Raw genomic sequence first — 17,625 nt, 5'->3', positions numbered from 1 at the left:
TTGACAACTTTATATTTACCTCTGCTTTTGGAAATAATTTGAACAGAAATACTACCCGAACGGTTCTTTAATTTTCTTAAAAACATGTACAAATATAGCTTGCAACACCCAATTCCCAAAATCACAACCTATAAATAAAGGGATACAGAGCTTTTTTCAAAAACCGACGAAAACAGGAATGACAATCGGGAAGTAAGGTGTTTTTTCCAATACAGGATATCTTTTTTATTATACTCTTGATTTGGTTTGCTGAGGGAATAAAAGAATCCCTTATTCTTTGAGTCGCTTAACAAAACAAGGAATAAGGGAAAAGAATTTTTAGTACACTTTTATCGGATACTAATTTTTATTGTTCTCATTATCTTTTTTTTCCGGTTTAGGCAATAATGCTTTTCTGGAAAGTTTTAACTTTTTAGTTCTCGGGTCAACACCTACTAATTTCACTTCAATTTCTTGTCCTTCTTTTAAAACATCTTCAACTTTATTAGTTCTTTCATGAGATATTTCAGAAATATGAAGTAAGCCATCTTTACCCGGTAAAATTTCAACAAAAGCACCGAAAGCGACAATACTTTTCACTTTTCCTTTATAAACTGTACCGACTTCAGGAACGGCTGTTAAACCTTTTATAAAATCTTTTGCCGCCATTATTGAATCTTGCGTAGGTCCCATAATTACGACATTTCCGAGACTATCAACTTCTTCAATGGTAATAGTTGTTTCTGTGTCTTTTTGAATTTGTTGAATCATTTTTCCTCCGGGCCCTATTACAGTTCCGATTAAATCACCGGGTATCAACAAAGATGTAATTCCGGGTACGTGCGACTTGAATTCGGCTCTCGGTTGCGAAATTGTTTTCATCATTTCGTTAAGAATATGTGCTCTGCCTTCTTTTGCTTGCAATAATGCATCTGTAAGAATTTCATAAGACAATCCGTCAACTTTAATATCCATTTGGCAAGCAGTAATTCCGTCTTCTGTTCCGGTTACTTTAAAATCCATATCTCCCAAATGGTCTTCATCTCCCAAAATATCTGAAAGAACAGCATATTTTCCGGTTTTATCTGTTATTAACCCCATTGCAATTCCTGAAACCGGTTTTTTAATATCAATACCTGTATCCATTAATGCTAATGTTCCTGCACAAACTGTTGCCATAGAAGATGAACCGTTCGATTCTAAAATATCGGAAACAATTCGAATTGTATAGGGGTTATCTTCTTTCTCAGGTAAAACTTGTGCTATTGCTCTGTGAGCTAAATTCCCGTGTCCTATTTCTCTTCTTCCTGTTCCTCTGTACGGTCTTGCATCTCCGGTAGAAAACGGTAAAAAATTATAGTGTAGTAAGAAATCTGATTTTCCTTGCAGTAAGGGTCTGTCAATAATTTGAACATCAAGCGGAGAACCTAATGTAACCGTTGACAGTGATTGAGTTTCACCTCTTGTAAAGATTGCAGAGCCGTGTGTTCCCGGCAGATAATCAATTTCACACCAAATTGGTCTTATTTCATCTAATTTTCTTCCGTCTAAACGAACTTTTTCATCTAATACAACATTTCTTACAACTTCTTTTTCAATGTCATGAAAATAGATTCCTATTAAATTTGTATTTATTTCTTCGTCTTCCGGAACTTCCATATTATCAATAAATTCTTGCTTAATTGCAGCAAATTGTTCTGAACGTTCATGTTTCGGTAAAGCAGATTTTACTACTTTATAAATTTTATCTTTTACGGCTTTTTCTAAATTAGCATATAACTCTTCATCTCCTTCTTCTTCGTGACTATATTCTCTTTTTTCGGTAACTCCTTTTTCTTGAGCCATTTCAATTTGAGCCTGACAATGTTTTTTTATTTCTTCATGTCCGAATTTAATTGCTTCGACCATTTCTTCCTCCGAAATTTCTTTCATATCACCTTCAACCATTAAAATATTATCAATAGTTGCGGCTATAATCATGTCAATATCAGCCATTTCAAGTTCTGAAACTGTGGGGTTAATTATGAATTTACCGCCAATTCTTCCCACTCTTACTTCTGATATGGGTCCGTTCCAAGGAATTGTGCTTACCGCAAGTGCTGCTGATGCAGCTAATCCTGCAAGTGCGTCCGGCATTACTTCTTTATTTCTGTCAGCAGAAATTAATTCTACATTTACAAAAGTATCTGCATGAAAATCACTCGGGAACAGAGGTCTTAAAGCTCTGTCAACTAAACGAGCAACTAAAACTTCTTCATCAGAAGGTCTTGCTTCTCTTTTTCTGAATCCGCCCGGGAATCTTCCTGCAGCAGCAAATTTTTCTCTGTAATCAACTGAAAGCGGCATAAAGTCAGTTCCGGGTCTTGCTTCGTTTGCCGAAACAACAGTTGCAAGGAGCATTGTATCGCCTTGCTTTACTACAACAGCACCGTCAGCCTGTTTTGCTAATTTTCCTGTTTCAATGGTAACCTCTCTTCCGTTACCTATATCAATTGTTCTTTTTATTATATTCATTTTATTAATTTTGTGTAATTTAAAATCGGACTAAGTATAAACTGTAAATTGTTGAAAATAAAACATAAAAAAAGGCATAAAATTATGCCTTTTTTTATCAAGGAGGGATTACTTACGCAATCCGAGAGCTTTAATTAAAGAACGATACCTTTCAATATCTGTTCCTTGTAAATATTTAAGTAACTTTTTTCTTTTTCCTACTAATTGTATTAACGCTCTTCTTGTATGATGATCTTTCTTGTTTTTTTTAAGATGTTCATTCAAGTGCGTAATACGGTGGGAAAATAATGCTACTTGGCTCTCAACGGAACCGGTGTCATTATTAGACTTTCCGTACTGTTTAAAAATCTCTTGTTTTTTTTCTGCGTCTAAATACATTTCTGTTTAATTAGATTATACTTATTATTAAGCCGGCAAAGATAATATTTTTTATTAAACAAAAAAGGAATTGTTTAAAACAAAGGTTAAAATTCTTTGATTATGAATATATGCAAGAATGTTAATTTATTTCTTTAATAGGATCAATATATATTGTTGCTGTTATCTTTTTTTCTTCTTTTATTTTGCTTATAATTTTACTTGTAATCGTATGAGAATCAGAAACTGTCATTTTATCAGGTAAATAAATGTGGAAAGTTACTTCAGAATGGTTTATATAGTTGTGAATATGAACATGGTGCATTTGTATATCAAATCCTGCAATATTATTTGCAATTTTTTTTAGTTCATTTACGGTATTTTCGTCGCATGATTCTCCGAGAATTGCATCTGCAGTTTGTTTTGTAATTTCATAAGCTGTATAAAATATGAAAAAAGAGATAATAATTCCGAGAATACCGTCAATCAGAGGAAAATACGGGTTAATGAATATTCCTATCAAAATTAAAACAGATGTTATTGCATCGGAACGATGGTGCCACCCGTCAGCTTTTAGTGAAAGCATACCTGTTTTTCTTGCTGTATAAAATGCGTATTGTGCAGATATTTCTTTTATAACTATTGATACGATAATAATAATTAAAGCAAGATTCCCGAAAACAGCTTCTTCCTTATTTTTTATTGAATTAATTGATTCGGTTAAAAAATTAAAAGCAACCATTGCCAATAATGCTCCGATTATTATAGAGGAAATTAATTCTGCTCTGCCGTGTCCGAACGGGTGTTTTTTGTCAGGAGGTTTTGATGAAACTTTTGTTCCTATAATTACTGCAACGGAGCTTATTGAATCTGTTAATGAATGCCAAGCATCTCCGATTAATGCAATTGAACCGGACACAACGCCTGCCCAATATTTAATGCCGAATAATATAATATTTACGAAAATAGAAATCCAACCTTCTGAATATGCAAGTTTTTCTTTGTTCACAATGGCTATTAATTAAAAATTGATAAAAAAAGTTTTACTTCCCTTAAGTATGATTCATTTCCGTTATTCTTTTTCCACAGTGCTTTTGAACCGTGGTTTCCTGAAAATGCAGGAATATATTGCTTGCTGTTTTGATTAGTTAAATTTTTAAATATCTTTTTACATTCTTTTCCTTCTTTTCTTGATGATGTAATAAATACGGGACATTCAACTTCTTTTGCCCAATCTGCAATTGTTTTGTTTTCAAATTTAAAATATTCACCCGGCGAAAATGCTAATATACCGTTTATTTCTTTATGTTTTGCGGCTAAAATAAAAACTAAAGAAGAAGAATATGAGCTTCCCCAAACAATAATTTTTTCGGGAGAATAATTATCTTCGACATATTGAAGAGATGCTTCTAAATCGGGAAAAGCATTAATATATTTTGTACCCATGCCTTTGCTTTTAGCATCTTTAAAAGTTTCGTTAGTAATTCCGTTTATTTTGTATCCCGAACGCTGGTCAATTGCCATGCAATTAAATCCTAAATCGTTTAATTGAGGTGCAATTTCAATATATTCACCCCTGCTGAATATTGCTTGATGAAAAAGTAAAATAAAAGGAGCATCTTTTCTTTCGGTAAGGTAAACATCTGCTGTTACCAAAACATTATCTGTTGTTATAAATGTTACTGTTTTAGTATTGTTTTGAGTATAAGCTGTTTTAAAAGAAAAGATTGCTATACATATTAAGCCGTATTTAATAAAATGGTTCATAAACTTTCATTTGTTTTTTGTTCCGCAATATAAGAAATTTTAATAAAAAGACAGCAATATTTCAGTATGAAAAAAGTGCTGTCATTAGTTTTATTTCAGATTAATGAATAAATTATTCTACATGTTTAAAATAGCTTTTCCTTCTTCGGAAATCATTTCGGGTGTCCATTGAGGTTCCCAAGTTAATTCAACTTTTACGTCGTATTCGGGTAAAAATGCTTTTGCAACGGTTTCAACATGTTGCATGATTGTATCTCCGACGGGGCAACCTCTTGCAGATAAGGTCATTATAATGAGTATTTCTTTTTCTTCTTCATTATGTTTTACTTCATAAATCAGTCCTAAATCTACTATGTTAACTTCTACTTCAGGGTCGGGTATTGTTCTCAGTCTTTCGAGAATTTGTTTTTCGGTAATTGATAAATTTTCTAACATTTTATTATAATTTATTTGTTTTAATAATTAATAATCAAGCGGTTCCAACTTTTCTTTATGAAATAATATTTTAAAAGTATTATACGAGTAAAGTGATGCCGTAATTAAAAAAGCTCCTGAACTTACTTGTATTATAATGCTTTCTTTTGCAAAAATACCTATTAATAATGTAAAAAATGCAATAAGAAATGTGTAATAATGCCAATTTGCAACTCTCTCGGAATAAATATGTGCAGGCATAGGAATTTTAAATTTTCCTACTTTGTCTTGATAAAGTTTTAACCAAACAATGAAAGGCAGGGTTTTATACATTTGTCCTAAGATTAATGAAGTTAAAAACCCGAGTAATAAACTTACACCGTATGCAGTATTAAAACTCATATTATAATTTTTTAAATCATCTAAATTAATTACGGATAATACTCCGAAAATTAAAGTTAGAAATAATAATACAAAGGCAAATACCGATAACTTCATTCCGATATCAAGTTTTTTTCGCAATCTTTTTTTGTATGCATCGAAATTATATTTTACGAAGAAAATAATTCCTGTTAATAAAATAAGTCCGGATATTATTTTTGTCCATGAGTTAATATCTATATATAATGCGACAATTAAGGCAATTAAGCCTATGTTAATAAAGTAATACGAAAGTTTCAGAAATTTTCTGTTTAATTTATGAGCTATAAAAAACATCGGTAATAAAGTACTTGCAACACCTATTACAAGAAGCATAAACCAACCTACAATTCCTATATGAACATGAATTTTAAGAAGTTCAATATTTGATTTCGGAATAAATTGTAATGCGGTATTCATTGTGATTAAGATTCCGAAAATAACTGTTATTGTAAGCCATAATGCCGAAGTTACAATAAAAACATTTTCTATGGTTTTTTGTTTTGTTTTTAATGCTGTCATGAATGCATTTACGAGAAATAAAATAATTGAAATAAATATTAAAGTTCCTCCTGCTTGCATATATAAAGTTTCTACGATATATGAGTTCCAAAAGCTGTATGCTAATAGAACAGTTCCCGGAACAAGTGTGTATAAACTTATGTGTGCCAATGTTTCACTGAATAATTTTACTTCCATTACAACCGGTATCAGTTGATATAATGCTCCGAAAATTATTATTGTTATCCATCCGAGTATTACAATATGTGTCATACTTAAAACCTTCGGTCCTATGTATGAGTTTGCTAAGTCTCCTGATGCAAAATACATTAATACGGATGCAATTATGAAGAAAATTGCTCCGATTGCATAATGCGGTAAAACTATACTTGGCGAAGGTGCATTTTTTGTGCTTAATCCTGCTTGCATATTTTTTTTATTTTTTGTAGATTATAAAATTCATATTATTATCGTCAATCTCTTTATTAACGTATGCCCAACCTCTTGTTTTCAATTCAGGGAGAAGATATTGAGGCAATCTTTTATGATGAACGAAAAGAACTTCTCCTTCCGGAATTTTTTCAATTTCTTGAAGAATAGTTACCATAGGTAAAGGCATTTCTAAATCTCTTACGTCAACTTCGTGCATTTTGCCTTTATATTTAATTTCAGCTTGCTCAAAAGTTAATTCTTCAATGTTTTCCTTATCTTTTTTTGTATTATTCTCAATTTCCCCGTCATTGGTTAAATATGTGTGAACTACATTATCTTCCGGACGCTCAATTTCGTATGTATATCCTTTACTTTTTAGTTTATTAAGCAACGGAACGGGCTCAAATGTGTTGATTATCAGCAATGTTTTGTCTTTTGACATTGCTTTAAGAGTATCCATTATAGCATGATAGGGATCTGTTCCTGTTTCTAAAATAGGACGAACATCTAATGTTACAAGTTTATCTTTTTTCATTATAATTTTATTATTATTGATAATATTTCCGTTATTATGTTCGGAATATTCTACTTCAAATCCGATTGCTTCAAGTTTTCTTAAAATTTCATTTGAAGTTGTTCCTCCTATTTTTGCAGCATCTTTAATGCTTACACGAGGAGCAAATAATTTTCGAAGAAACGGATTTTGTAATTTCTTGAAATTACTGTTTACAGAGGCAATTGTATCTATTGCTTTTTCGTTTTCTTCTAATATTTTTGAAATTTTAGTATCTTGATTAATACTCATTCTTATTTAGATTAAATTAAAATAGATTGCAAAAGTAAGTTATTTTTTTTATTTTTACCATACCAATAATTAGGTATTTTTTAAGCAGGTTTAAACATATAAAATTCAGAATAAAATAGAGTTTCAATTGTTTAATACCTTACGTAAAAAACTGCAATAGATTTTATTTGTTCATTTTTATGTTTTTATGTAGGTTTGTATTAATTAAAACCAAATTGATATGCTTCATTTCCTAAAACTCATAAGAGCGAAAAATCTGTTAATAATAGCTTTCACACAGTATTTAATGAGATATGCAGTTATTTTTCCGATGCTTGAAGATAGAGGCTATGAAAGTCAATTCAGCAATCTCAACTTTTTTCTTTTGGTACTGACAACAATGATTATCGCTGCAGCAGGTTATGCTATTAATGATTATTTTGATACGAGAACAGATTTGGTAAACAGACCAAAAACAGTTGTTGTAGGGAAGCATATAAAAAGAAGGGCTGTTATGAATTTGCATATCGGATTGAACATAATTGCAATTTTATTAGGGTTTTATATTTCATGGCAAATCCATCTTTGGAAGTTAGTTTATATATATGTACTAATTACGGGATTACTGTGGTTTTATTCGTCTTCATATCAAAAGATGTTTCTTGTGGGAAACATAATTGTTGCGTTATTAACGGCAATGGTTCCTTTAATGACTGTGTTATATGAGATACCTCCTTTAAATGCAAAATATTATGATATTCTTTTAAGAATAAATGATAATTTTTATGATATATTCTTTTGGATTGCAGGTTTCTCAGTTTTTGCATTCATTACTACATTAAACAGAGAAATTATTAAAGATACGGAAGACTTTGAAGGAGATAATGCTTACGGAAGCCGTTCGTTGCCCGTTGTTGCAGGAATAAAAATATCAAAAACAGTTTCAATAGTTGTAAGTTTGCTTACTGTGGGTTTAATAATTTTTACATATTTTTATTATATACACATTCCGCAAAGAATTGATTTTATTTCAATAATTTACATTACTCTTTTATTAATTATTCCGAGTTTGTTTTTAATTTTTAAAATTGTAAAAGCAAAAGAAAAAAAGGATTGGAAATATGCCGGAAATTTATCTAAATTGATAATGCTTTTCGGTGTATTATATGCAGTGGTTGTTTGGTATAATTTTAATTATTAATGCCGTTTAAGAATATGCTTTCTAATTTAAAAAATTGCAAGTTGCTTCTTGCATCAAAATCACCAAGGAGAAAGCAGCTTTTGCAGGATGCAGGTTTTGTTTTTGAAGTTGTAAATTCAAAAGAAACAAAGGAAAATATTCCGGAAGATATTTTAAATGAGGATGCAGCTGTTTATCTTGCTGAATTAAAGGCAAATGCATATAAAGATGAATTAAAAGATAAACATATTTTAATAGCCTCGGATACAATTGTTTGCCTTGAAAATAAAATTTTGGGAAAGCCGAAAGATTATAAAGAAGCTTTTGAAATGATAAAATCTTTATCGGGAAAAAAACATAAAGTAATAACGGGGGTTTCAATAATATCAATAAATAAGGAAGTTTCTTTTTCTTCGATAACTTATGTGTATTTTAAAAATATTTCGGATGAGGAAATTAAGTTCTACATAGAAAATTTTAAGCCTTACGATAAAGCAGGAGCATACGGAATACAAGAATGGATAGGACTGACTTGTATTGAAAAAATTGAAGGTTCATATTTTAATGTTATGGGCTTGCCTGTTCAGAAATTATATGAAAGTTTAAAATCTTTTTAAGTTATTTTTCGTTTTCCAGTATAAAGCAAGTTCTTGTGGGAATATAAAGCTTAAGCATGTCTTTCTTGTCTTCTTTTACAGTTTTATATACTATTCCTGAGTTAATTCTGTTTTGTCCTAAATAAATTTCATCATCAGAATTTAAAATAATTCGATATTTTCCTTTTTCGGTTTCAAAACCGTAATCGGTAAATGATGTAAAAGGATTAAAGTTAAAAACAAAAATAAAGTTACTTCTTTTAAAAATTAAAACTTGATCGTAAGCTTTGTCGGAAATCAGCTCAATTTTTTTGTTTAATAATTTTTTATTGCTGAAAAGGTGAATAATTTCGGTGTTAAATGAATTTAAATAGAAATAAGCTAAATCAGTATTGTCGGCTAAATTCCATTGCCTTCTTGCATAATGATATGACCAATTATTGCCTTCGCGCGGAAAATCAATCCATTCGGGATGCCCGAACTCATTACCCATAAAATTTAAATAACTTGTTTGTGAAGTTGCCAACGTTACTAATTGAATCATTTTGTGAACAGCCAAAGCTCGTTCAATTGTAATATTAATGTTTTCGATGTGCATAAAATGATACATATCTGCATCTGCCAATCGGAACATAATAGTTTTGTCCCCTACGAGTGCTTGGTCGTGCGATTCGGAATAATTAATTGTTTTTTCATCTTTTCTTTTATCCGTTAATCTGAAAAACAGTTCTCCTACGTGCCAGTTTTCATCTTTTTGCTCTTTTATTGTTTTTATCCAAAAATCAGGTATTCCCATTGCAAGTCTGAAATCAAAACCGATACCGCCGTCTTTAATTGAAGATGCAATTCCGGGCATACCGCTCATTTCTTCGGCTATTGTTACTGCATCGGGTTTTACTTCGTGTATTAATTTGTTTGCAAGTGTTAAATATGTTATTGCATTTTCGTCTTGATTAAAGTTGTAATAGTCGTAATAAGATGTAAAGTCGGCATCTAAACCATGGTTCAGGTAAAGCATACTTGTTATTCCGTCAAATCTGAAACCGTCAAAATTATATTCTTCCAACCAAAATTTACAATTTGATAAAAGAAAATGAATAACTTCTTTTTTTGCATAATCAAAGCATCTTGAATCCCAAGCCGGATGTTGACCTCTTTCTCCGGAATGAAAGTATTGATATTCAGAACCGTCATATCTGCTTATTCCTTCAACTTCGTTTTTAACTGCGTGAGAATGAATAATATCCATTATTACACGTAAGCCGTTTTTATGTGCTTCGTCAATAAGTTCTTTTAGTTCGTCAGGAGTTCCGAAGCGAGACGAAACGGCAAAAAAGTTTGATACATGATACCCGAAAGAACCGTAATAAGGGTGTTCCTGAATTGCCATTAATTGTATTGTATTGTAACCGAGTTTTACAATTCTAGGAATAATGTTATTTTTAAATTCTGAGAAACTTGCAACTTTTCCGTCTTCGGATGCCATTCCGATATGTGCTTCGTAAATTAAAAGTTCATTTTTCTTTTTCGGAGATTTATATTTTTGTTTGTAAGGTTTTTCCGGATTCCAAACTTGTGCATTAAATATGTGTGTGTGTGCGTCTTGAACAACTCGTTTTGCATAAGCCGGAATTCTGTCTCCGCTTCCTCCTTTCCAAGTAACATAAAGGCGGTATAAATTACCGTGTTTTAATTTATTCTTTTTTAATTTTATTTCAAATATACCGTTTGTTTTTTTTGTTAATTTGAATTCGTCAATTGCTTGCCATTTAGAAAAATCACCGACTAAATATACAGAATGTGCATTAGGCAACCAATCTTTGTATATCCAAAAAGATTTTGTTTCATGCAAACCGTATATGTTGTGAGCATTTGCAAAATCACTCAGATTTTGTCCTTTTGTAAGTTCTTTTTCTTTATCTTTTGCTTTGCCTATTCGGAGTTTTATGCGGTCTGCAAAAGGCTCAAGATATGAATCGGCATTAATTAACGGTATATTCATGGTTGTTTTATTTCGTGTATATACAAATATACATCAAAATATACCAATTTCAGAATTTATTGTTCAAAAATAAAAGGCTGAGTTATTTAAATGAAACTTCTTACGGCTAATTCATAAGATTTTAGCCCGAAGCCTGTGATACTTCCTGTGCAAAACGGAGCTATTAATGATTTTTGTCTGATTTTTTCACGCTTAAAGATGTTAGAAATATGAACTTCGACCACAGGAGATTTTATTGCTTTTATTGCATCGGCAATTGCAAGTGATGTATGTGTGTATGCAGCTGCATTTAATATAATTCCGTCAGAACTAAAGCCTACTTCGTGGAGTTTATTTATTAATTCTCCTTCGATATTAGATTGAAAAAAGGAGAATTGAATATTAGGAAATTTAGATGTTAAAGTTTCATAAAAACTTTCAAAATATTCATTTCCGTATATCTTTTTCTCTCTGATACCGAGCAAATTAAGATTAGGTCCGTTTATGATAATTAATTTCATATTTTAATAGTCGATTTCTTTTTTATCTTTAAATCGGAGTCTTGCATTTTCAAAAAACTTAAAAGTTCTTTTTATTATACTAAAATATAAAGTTAAGTAAAGCAACAAAGTGTAAATCCAGATTATGACGAGATTTACCCAAAAAGTGGGATAATATTTTCCGTCAAAAAGTTTTTTCTTAGGTGCGTAAAAATGAGAAATGAGAACTCTTTCGGGATATTTATAAATCATATCTGTTCTTTGGTACAAATGTCCTTTATATTCAAAAATCTTTTTCAGTTCATTTTTATTTGTAAGTATTTCTTCAAGAGTTTCATTATGATATTTTCTTTTTAATTCAATAAAAATTTTATTTAATGAGTCAGTCTTGGTATGTTCAAAAATATATTCATCTTGCAGGTTTTCAGCTATTTTATACCTGTCTATATAGTATTGTTTTAATTCTCCTACATATTTAATAATTTTTTTGATAATATCATCGTTAATTTTATCAACAGTAATATTACTAATGTTTATATCTGTTTTAATTTTTTCGTTAATACCGGTTTCTTTTCTTAGCTCATTTCTGATAACATCAAAATTCTCAATTATTTCATCTCTCTTTTCAGGATTATCTTTATGTCTTTCGTAAAAACTCAGTTTGTTTTTTATTTCATTTACAATGAGGTCTTTTTTAAAGTTTGCCTCGTGTTTGATTCTTTCCCATTTATATAGAGGAGCATTGTATTTGTTATTAATAAATTGATTAACGGCAAGTGCTTCATAAGACCATCTGGCTGTAATTATTTCCCCGAACCAAGGAATTGTTCCCGGGTTTGTGATTGCGGGATTAAGTTTTTCATATCTTACGATTATACCGCTTAAAATAATTTGAGGAATAATAAGAAAAGGTATTATAATATAAATAGTTACGGATGTTTTAAAACCGTCGGAAATATTTAATCCCATCATAACGGCAAAAGCCCATGTTGAAAATAGTATTAACCAATATTCCCAATACATTCCTCTTATTTCTAAAATAAAGTTTCCTATTAAAATAAAAGAGAGTGCTTGGTATGCAGAAATCATAAAGAGAATAAAGATTTTTGAGAATAAATAACTGTTCCTGCTTAAATTTAAAAATGATTCTCTTGTTCTTATTTTTCTGTCTTTAATAATTTCATCGGCACTGATAGTAAGACCGGTAAATAAAGCAATAATAACAGCCATAAAAATATATACCGGGATGTTATCATTTTCGGCATAGCTGTATCCGTAATGGTTATCAATAGATATGTTAAAATACTTAATGATATGAGATAGCAGAAATGCAAGAATAGGAGCTTCGAGAATATTTATAAGCATATATTGTTTATTTGCAAGCTTAGATAAGAAATCACGTCTTACAAATATTGAAAATTGCTTAAACATATTCGGAACTTTAAACGGAATTTTAGGCAATTTTCTTTCAGAGGTATTTTTTTCAAATTCTTCTGTATTTTTTTTAGCTCTATTGAAATATGTGTACCATTCTCGAGCTTTATATTTTCTTGTTGATGTTATATTCCCGTATTCGTCAAGTATTTGAGATTCAAGGATGTCAAAGATTTGTTCGGCGTTTACATTTCCGCATATTGAGCATTCACTTTCGTTCCAGTCTGCTTGTTTTATTCTTGACTTAAAATAAACCAATGAATCAACAGGGTCGCCGTTATAAACTACATAACCTCCTTGGTCTAAAATCATTAAACGGTCAAACATTTTGAAGATATCGGAAGACGGTTGGTGGATAACTACAAAAATAAGTTTTCCTTTTAATGTAATTTCTTTAAGTAAATCAAGGATATTTTCTGAATCTCTTGAAGAAAGTCCGGAAGTAGGTTCGTCTAAAAATAATATAGCAGGTTCTCTTATCAGTTCCAATGCAATATTGAGTCTTTTTCTTTGTCCACCGCTAATTTTTTTATTTAACGGGCTGCCCACTTTCATATTTCTGATTTCGAATAAACCGAGGTTTTTTAAAGTTTTTACGACTTTTTTCAGAATTTGCTTTTTAGACAGTTCTCCGAAGCACAGACGAGCATTGTAGTATAGGTTTTGGAATACGGTTAAATCTTCAATTAATAAATCATCTTGTGAAACATGACCTATTATTCCTTCCAGTTCGTCTTTATCATTGTTAACATTAAATCCGTTAATTAAAACTTCGCCGGTTGTTGCTTTATAATTTCCGTTCAGGACATTTAAAAGAGTTGATTTTCCGGAACCGCTGGCTCCCATAATGCCGACAAGTTTTCCGCTTGTTTCAGAAAAATCAATACGATGAATTGCTTTTTTTCCGCTCTTAAATTTATAAGTAAGGTTTCTTGCTTCAAAAATAAGTTGAGTTTTTTCACCTTCTTCTTGAAAAGCACTTACGATATCGCTGAAATATATCGGATTTCTTTTTACATCCCTTATTGCCGAACCGGCACTTAAACCGTAAACGCGGTCTTTAAGAATTAATTGACCGTTTAAATATAACTCCTTAACACCGTAATATTCAAACAGGTACATATTTGAAATGGTGCTGTGGTAAACAATCAACGGTTCATCCAGTGATTTGGATTTAAGAAATTTTACTTTACTGTTTTGAGGGTCTTCTTTCTGAATTACCAGAATATTATCAATTTCAGGTATTAAATTATTTTTATTTAACACAAAGCCTTCTAACCTTTTATATTCGTCAATAGGAATATGAAAAGTATCGGCAACTGTTTTAACAAATTCAAATTCTTGGTCTGTTGCTTGTCCTTCTGAACTAATAAATTCTAAAAGTCTGACAACAACAACTATTTTCTGTTTAAGTGTTAATTCTTTGTTTATTAATGTACATATTGTAAGAATCCTTACGGAAGAAGCTGCAATTCTTTTATTTCTTTTTCTGTTTGCTTTTTTTTGGTGGTCGTGATAATAGTTATCAAAAATAATTAAATATTCTTGTACAAGTTCTTTGTTCAGCTGCTGGTTTAAAAAGAGCTTAACAAGAGGTCTTCTGCTTTCTTCATCACTATTGGGGCGAGCAATGATTGCAAATAATTGCATTAAAGCTTTTAATATATTTTCACTCATTAGTGTTGTGTTTTTTCTTTATATCTTAGTGCTGTTGTTTTATTATTCATTTTTAAGACCTATTAACAGTACTGCAAAACCGGAGTTTTCATAACCGGGAGCTAACTTTGCCTCTATAAAACATTTTATTGTTGATTCAAACTGAATATCCCAATATGCCGTATTATCATAATCGCTGTTATTGAAAATTTCGTTTCGGTCTTTATCGTAAATAATGAATATTAAATCTTTATTATTTCCTCCGCATGAAATTATTCTGTATGTATTTCCTGCATAAAACAGAACATTAAATTCTGCGGTTTGTTCACTTGTTAACAGACTTATATATTGTTGTCCGTCAGAAATATATTCATCTGTTAAATATTTTTCACAATCATTCATTACAGAATCAAGCTGTGCAAATACTTGATTATGGAAAAGAATAAAAAACGAAATAAAGAATATATGTTTGATGATATTAGTCATGAAAAATATTATTTAATAATTGAATTCCTGAGTTTTTCTGTTTTTTTAGTTATTTCTTTTAAAATATTATCATTAATCAATATTTCGGTATTACTGATAACGATTGTCTTTTTTTCATTCGGCAAAACAATATGTTTATCATAAGTATAATTAATTATAATTTTTTCAAAAGTAAGTTGCAAATCAAATAATTGATTTAATAAATCATCACGAATTTTATTATCTGTTTTTAATTGTGCTAATAACTTCAATAAATTATCTAACGAATATTTTTGTTCTCCGATTCTGTCAAGCAATAATTTATTTTTATTATTTCTTGCAATTTGAGTCATCAGATACAAACCTTCAACCCATCCTCCCGTAATAATTAATATTGCAGAATTTTCTCTGTTATTATCAGTTAAATATAAGTCTGCTTCTCTGTATGCTTCGGTAAAAATTTTGTTTAGCGAGTCGTTGTTTTCAATGTTTTGTTCTATCTCTGATAAGATTTCATTTGTATAGGAGTTCATGATTTGTAAATCCGAAGATAAACTTCTTACAACTTTAATATATTTTGTAGTTGCCGAAAATTGCTCGTATATATTTGTATATCCTAAGTCGGCTGTATAAACTCCCAGGTTTAAAGCTTTTTTCTCGGTGGAAGAATAATTTAATTTATTTGTTGTAGGGTTTAACAGTTCTTCATTAAACTCTGTTGAAATGTCTTTTATTAAGTCTGATACATGAGAAGGGGAGGGAATGCTGAACAGTCTGTTTTTGAATTTAAAAGTTTTTACTGATTGATTTATTTCAGGCATTTCATTGTTTTTTTCATTATCAGAATCTTCTCCTTTACAGGAGTACAAGTAAAATGAAATAAAAAAGACAACTGATATTGATAATGCAAAAAGTAATATTCTTTTCATTAAAAATCAGATTAGTAAATTATTATAACTATAAATGTAACTTAATTTTGACAAAATGTAAACAAAAAATAAGCCAAGTGCAAATATAATAATAAATAATTAGTGACTTTAATGAATTGCAGAAAAACGACTTTTTATATTCTTTTATTGAAAATATTTGTCAGGATTTTTTTCGCGGTCGTGGTACTTTGATGCTAAATAAGATATTAGTTCTTTAAAAGTGTTTAATGCTGTTTTTGTGTCTTTTAAGACTTCTTTTTTTTGTAAGTTTAACAGCATTAAGGCATATAATCCGTGTAAACAAACATCAATATCGTTTATTGAAGTTCCTTGCATTCTTTCTTCTAATGCTTTAATATGAGGTAAAGCAAGTTCAAATATTTTTCGGTATTTAATCTCCGCAGGATTGTTTAATAGCCATAAATGTAAGTCGTTAAGATCATTAACTAAATTTATGATCACTTGTAAATGACCTGATTTTTTAATGTTTTCCAATTCAATCATTTGCAACATACCGTTATACCAGTTGTACATGTTTTCTTTCATTTCATCGGAAATATCATACTTATCAATAATGTCAGTTTTAATTTTTTCAATGTTGAAATTCATTGTTCTCATTAAATCTTCTATTTGCCACATATATAAAATATATTCTGCAATATTACTTCTTCTTAATTCTTCTGATATTATCATTTTATAATTATGTTTTTTAAGGAGAGATGCTTGCTTGTAAGATTAAAAATACAACTTTATCATAAAATTTCTTCAATATTTGACGGAGGATCTCCTAAAACAGCTTTATTTTCGGTTTCAATAATAGGGCGTTGAATAAATTTAGGATTTTTGACCATAATTTTTATCCATTCATCGTCAGTAAAGATTTTTCCTTTGAAATTATCTTTATATTCTTTTTCTTGTGTTCTTATTATTTCCAAAGGTGTTTTGTTCATCTTTTTTAAAAGAGATTTTAAAGTTTCGTCAGTAAAAGGTTCATCTTTTAGATACATTATTTTTGTAAAGCTAATTTTCTTTTCTTCAAGATATTCTAAACCTGCACGACTTTTTTTGCAACGAGGATTATGATATATTTTCATTTTTATTTTTTTCTGCAATATATAAACCTGAACCGAATTTAGAAGATATTTTTGTGGTTTTAGGAAATTTTTCTTCTAATTCAGAACAAAAGTTTTTCTTAAAGTTTTTGTAATCACTTCTTTCCAGAAATTCTAAGAACCTTATAAAAACAGGTGTTCTTCCGATAAAATCATGCAAGACAACATATTTTTTTGAAATTCTTTTCATTTCATTGAGCATTTTCTTTCTTTTTTCTTTTTTAACTCCGTGTAAAACAAATGATGCAGTAACAATATCAAATGAATTATCTTCAAAATCGGATAAACTTTCTGCATCAGCAACTGAAAAATTAATGCCGGGATGATTTTTTTTTGCTTGTTTTACCATTTTTTCCGAAAAATCAATTCCTTCAGTTTTTAATGCTCCCAATTTATTTATTGATGCACCCCAGGCACCTGTTCCCGAACCTATATCCAAAACAGTTTTGCCTGTTACCATAATTTCTTTATCCAATTCAATTGAAGAGTATTTAAACCCTTCTTGTAATTTATTGTCTAATTTTCCGTATAAAGGAGCAATTAGATTAAAAATAAATTTTGCTCGCTTATCCGGGTTTTTTGAAAAGTAGTGTGTAATTGACAT

Annotated in this window: 17 protein-coding genes; 2 read left to right on the top strand and 15 right to left on the bottom strand. The window is 30.1% G+C overall.

What is annotated here, in order from left to right:
• Window positions 1-339 precede the first annotated feature (339 nt).
• The 7 genes from L3J35_11525 to L3J35_11495 form a co-directional block, all read right to left on the bottom strand.
• On the bottom strand, window positions 340-2,493 hold the full coding sequence (locus L3J35_11525; GenBank protein MCF6366821.1) for a polyribonucleotide nucleotidyltransferase: 2,154 nt from the start codon (window positions 2,491-2,493) through the stop codon (window positions 340-342).
• A gap of 108 nt (window positions 2,494-2,601) precedes the next feature.
• Entirely contained in the window at window positions 2,602-2,871 is a 270-nt protein-coding gene (rpsO, locus tag L3J35_11520) for a 30S ribosomal protein S15 (protein MCF6366820.1), read from the bottom strand.
• 121 nt (window positions 2,872-2,992) lie between these two features.
• Window positions 2,993-3,859, bottom strand: coding sequence for a cation diffusion facilitator family transporter (locus L3J35_11515; protein MCF6366819.1), 867 nt, complete (start codon window positions 3,857-3,859; stop codon window positions 2,993-2,995).
• Window positions 3,860-3,867: 8 nt separating this feature from the next.
• The gene (locus tag L3J35_11510; GenBank protein ID MCF6366818.1) at window positions 3,868-4,617 is read right to left on the bottom strand and encodes an alpha/beta hydrolase; all 750 of its coding nucleotides are present in this window, start codon (window positions 4,615-4,617) and stop codon (window positions 3,868-3,870) included.
• A 117-nt stretch (window positions 4,618-4,734) separates the two neighbouring features.
• The gene (locus L3J35_11505) at window positions 4,735-5,052 is read right to left on the bottom strand and encodes a metal-sulfur cluster assembly factor (protein MCF6366817.1); all 318 of its coding nucleotides are present in this window, start codon (window positions 5,050-5,052) and stop codon (window positions 4,735-4,737) included.
• A gap of 27 nt (window positions 5,053-5,079) precedes the next feature.
• Window positions 5,080-6,381: a hypothetical protein gene (locus L3J35_11500; protein MCF6366816.1), complete on the bottom strand. Its 1,302-nt coding sequence runs from the start codon at window positions 6,379-6,381 to the stop codon at window positions 5,080-5,082.
• Window positions 6,382-6,388: 7 nt separating this feature from the next.
• Entirely contained in the window at window positions 6,389-7,189 is an 801-nt protein-coding gene (locus tag L3J35_11495; protein ID MCF6366815.1) for a DUF2249 domain-containing protein, read from the bottom strand.
• 286 nt (window positions 7,190-7,475) lie between these two features.
• Here L3J35_11495 and L3J35_11490 point away from each other — a divergent pair, with 286 nt between their 5' ends.
• Together L3J35_11490 and L3J35_11485 are read left to right on the top strand one after the other, a co-directional pair.
• On the top strand, window positions 7,476-8,369 hold the full coding sequence (locus L3J35_11490; GenBank protein ID MCF6366814.1) for a geranylgeranylglycerol-phosphate geranylgeranyltransferase: 894 nt from the start codon (window positions 7,476-7,478) through the stop codon (window positions 8,367-8,369).
• 14 nt (window positions 8,370-8,383) lie between these two features.
• Window positions 8,384-8,965: a Maf family nucleotide pyrophosphatase gene (locus tag L3J35_11485; GenBank protein ID MCF6366813.1), complete on the top strand. Its 582-nt coding sequence runs from the start codon at window positions 8,384-8,386 to the stop codon at window positions 8,963-8,965.
• Window position 8,966: 1 nt separating this feature from the next.
• Here the strand turns inward: L3J35_11485 and L3J35_11480 are convergent, their stop codons facing one another.
• From L3J35_11480 to L3J35_11445, 8 genes are all read right to left on the bottom strand, one after another.
• Window positions 8,967-10,946 carry an alpha amylase C-terminal domain-containing protein gene (locus tag L3J35_11480; GenBank protein MCF6366812.1) on the bottom strand — a complete coding sequence of 660 codons (1,980 nt, stop codon included), beginning with the start codon at window positions 10,944-10,946 and terminating at the stop codon, window positions 8,967-8,969.
• 86 nt (window positions 10,947-11,032) lie between these two features.
• Window positions 11,033-11,446 (bottom strand): type II 3-dehydroquinate dehydratase, encoded by a 414-nt coding sequence (aroQ, locus tag L3J35_11475; protein ID MCF6366811.1) that lies wholly within the window; start codon window positions 11,444-11,446, stop codon window positions 11,033-11,035.
• Window positions 11,447-11,449: 3 nt separating this feature from the next.
• Window positions 11,450-14,536, bottom strand: a complete 3,087-nt coding sequence (locus tag L3J35_11470; GenBank protein MCF6366810.1) for an ATP-binding cassette domain-containing protein — start codon at window positions 14,534-14,536, stop codon at window positions 11,450-11,452.
• Between the two features lie 42 nt (window positions 14,537-14,578).
• Window positions 14,579-15,001: a hypothetical protein gene (locus tag L3J35_11465; protein ID MCF6366809.1), complete on the bottom strand. Its 423-nt coding sequence runs from the start codon at window positions 14,999-15,001 to the stop codon at window positions 14,579-14,581.
• Between the two features lie 8 nt (window positions 15,002-15,009).
• A complete protein-coding gene (locus tag L3J35_11460; protein MCF6366808.1) occupies window positions 15,010-15,909 on the bottom strand; it encodes a hypothetical protein in 900 nt (299 codons plus the stop codon).
• A 144-nt stretch (window positions 15,910-16,053) separates the two neighbouring features.
• On the bottom strand, window positions 16,054-16,602 hold the full coding sequence (locus L3J35_11455) for a DUF4924 family protein (GenBank protein MCF6366807.1): 549 nt from the start codon (window positions 16,600-16,602) through the stop codon (window positions 16,054-16,056).
• A gap of 59 nt (window positions 16,603-16,661) precedes the next feature.
• Window positions 16,662-17,003, bottom strand: a complete 342-nt coding sequence (locus tag L3J35_11450) for an arsenate reductase family protein (protein ID MCF6366806.1) — start codon at window positions 17,001-17,003, stop codon at window positions 16,662-16,664.
• A complete protein-coding gene (locus L3J35_11445; GenBank protein MCF6366805.1) occupies window positions 16,987-17,625 on the bottom strand; it encodes a class I SAM-dependent methyltransferase in 639 nt (212 codons plus the stop codon). Before L3J35_11445 ends, L3J35_11450 begins: the two co-directional genes overlap by 17 nt.

This window comes from Bacteroidales bacterium, from assembly GCA_021648725.1.
Lineage (GTDB): Bacteria > Bacteroidota > Bacteroidia > Bacteroidales > JAADGE01 > JAADGE01.
The sequence above is the reverse complement of the archived record's forward strand: the minus strand, read 5'-3'. Positions and strand labels throughout refer to the sequence as shown.

Bases quoted from the DNA above. Each gene is read 5' to 3' on its own strand.
- aroQ (MCF6366811.1), bottom strand. From the start codon at position 11,446: ATGAAATTAATTATCATAAACGGACCTAATCTTAATTTGCTCGGTATC.
- L3J35_11445 (MCF6366805.1), bottom strand. From the start codon at position 17,625: ATGTCAATTACACACTACTTTTCAAAAAACCCGGATAAGCGAGCAAAA.
- L3J35_11500 (MCF6366816.1), bottom strand. From the start codon at position 6,381: ATGCAAGCAGGATTAAGCACAAAAAATGCACCTTCGCCAAGTATAGTT.
- rpsO (MCF6366820.1), bottom strand. From the start codon at position 2,871: ATGTATTTAGACGCAGAAAAAAAACAAGAGATTTTTAAACAGTACGGA.
- L3J35_11470 (MCF6366810.1), bottom strand. From the start codon at position 14,536: ATGAGTGAAAATATATTAAAAGCTTTAATGCAATTATTTGCAATCATT.
- L3J35_11525 (MCF6366821.1), bottom strand. From the start codon at position 2,493: ATGAATATAATAAAAAGAACAATTGATATAGGTAACGGAAGAGAGGTT.
- L3J35_11450 (MCF6366806.1), bottom strand. From the start codon at position 17,003: ATGAAAATATATCATAATCCTCGTTGCAAAAAAAGTCGTGCAGGTTTA.
- L3J35_11460 (MCF6366808.1), bottom strand. From the start codon at position 15,909: ATGAAAAGAATATTACTTTTTGCATTATCAATATCAGTTGTCTTTTTT.
- L3J35_11490 (MCF6366814.1), top strand. From the start codon at position 7,476: ATGAGATATGCAGTTATTTTTCCGATGCTTGAAGATAGAGGCTATGAA.
- L3J35_11510 (MCF6366818.1), bottom strand. From the start codon at position 4,617: ATGAACCATTTTATTAAATACGGCTTAATATGTATAGCAATCTTTTCT.
- L3J35_11495 (MCF6366815.1), bottom strand. From the start codon at position 7,189: ATGAGTATTAATCAAGATACTAAAATTTCAAAAATATTAGAAGAAAAC.
- L3J35_11480 (MCF6366812.1), bottom strand. From the start codon at position 10,946: ATGAATATACCGTTAATTAATGCCGATTCATATCTTGAGCCTTTTGCA.
- L3J35_11505 (MCF6366817.1), bottom strand. From the start codon at position 5,052: ATGTTAGAAAATTTATCAATTACCGAAAAACAAATTCTCGAAAGACTG.
- L3J35_11455 (MCF6366807.1), bottom strand. From the start codon at position 16,602: ATGATAATATCAGAAGAATTAAGAAGAAGTAATATTGCAGAATATATT.
- L3J35_11485 (MCF6366813.1), top strand. From the start codon at position 8,384: ATGCTTTCTAATTTAAAAAATTGCAAGTTGCTTCTTGCATCAAAATCA.
- L3J35_11465 (MCF6366809.1), bottom strand. From the start codon at position 15,001: ATGACTAATATCATCAAACATATATTCTTTATTTCGTTTTTTATTCTT.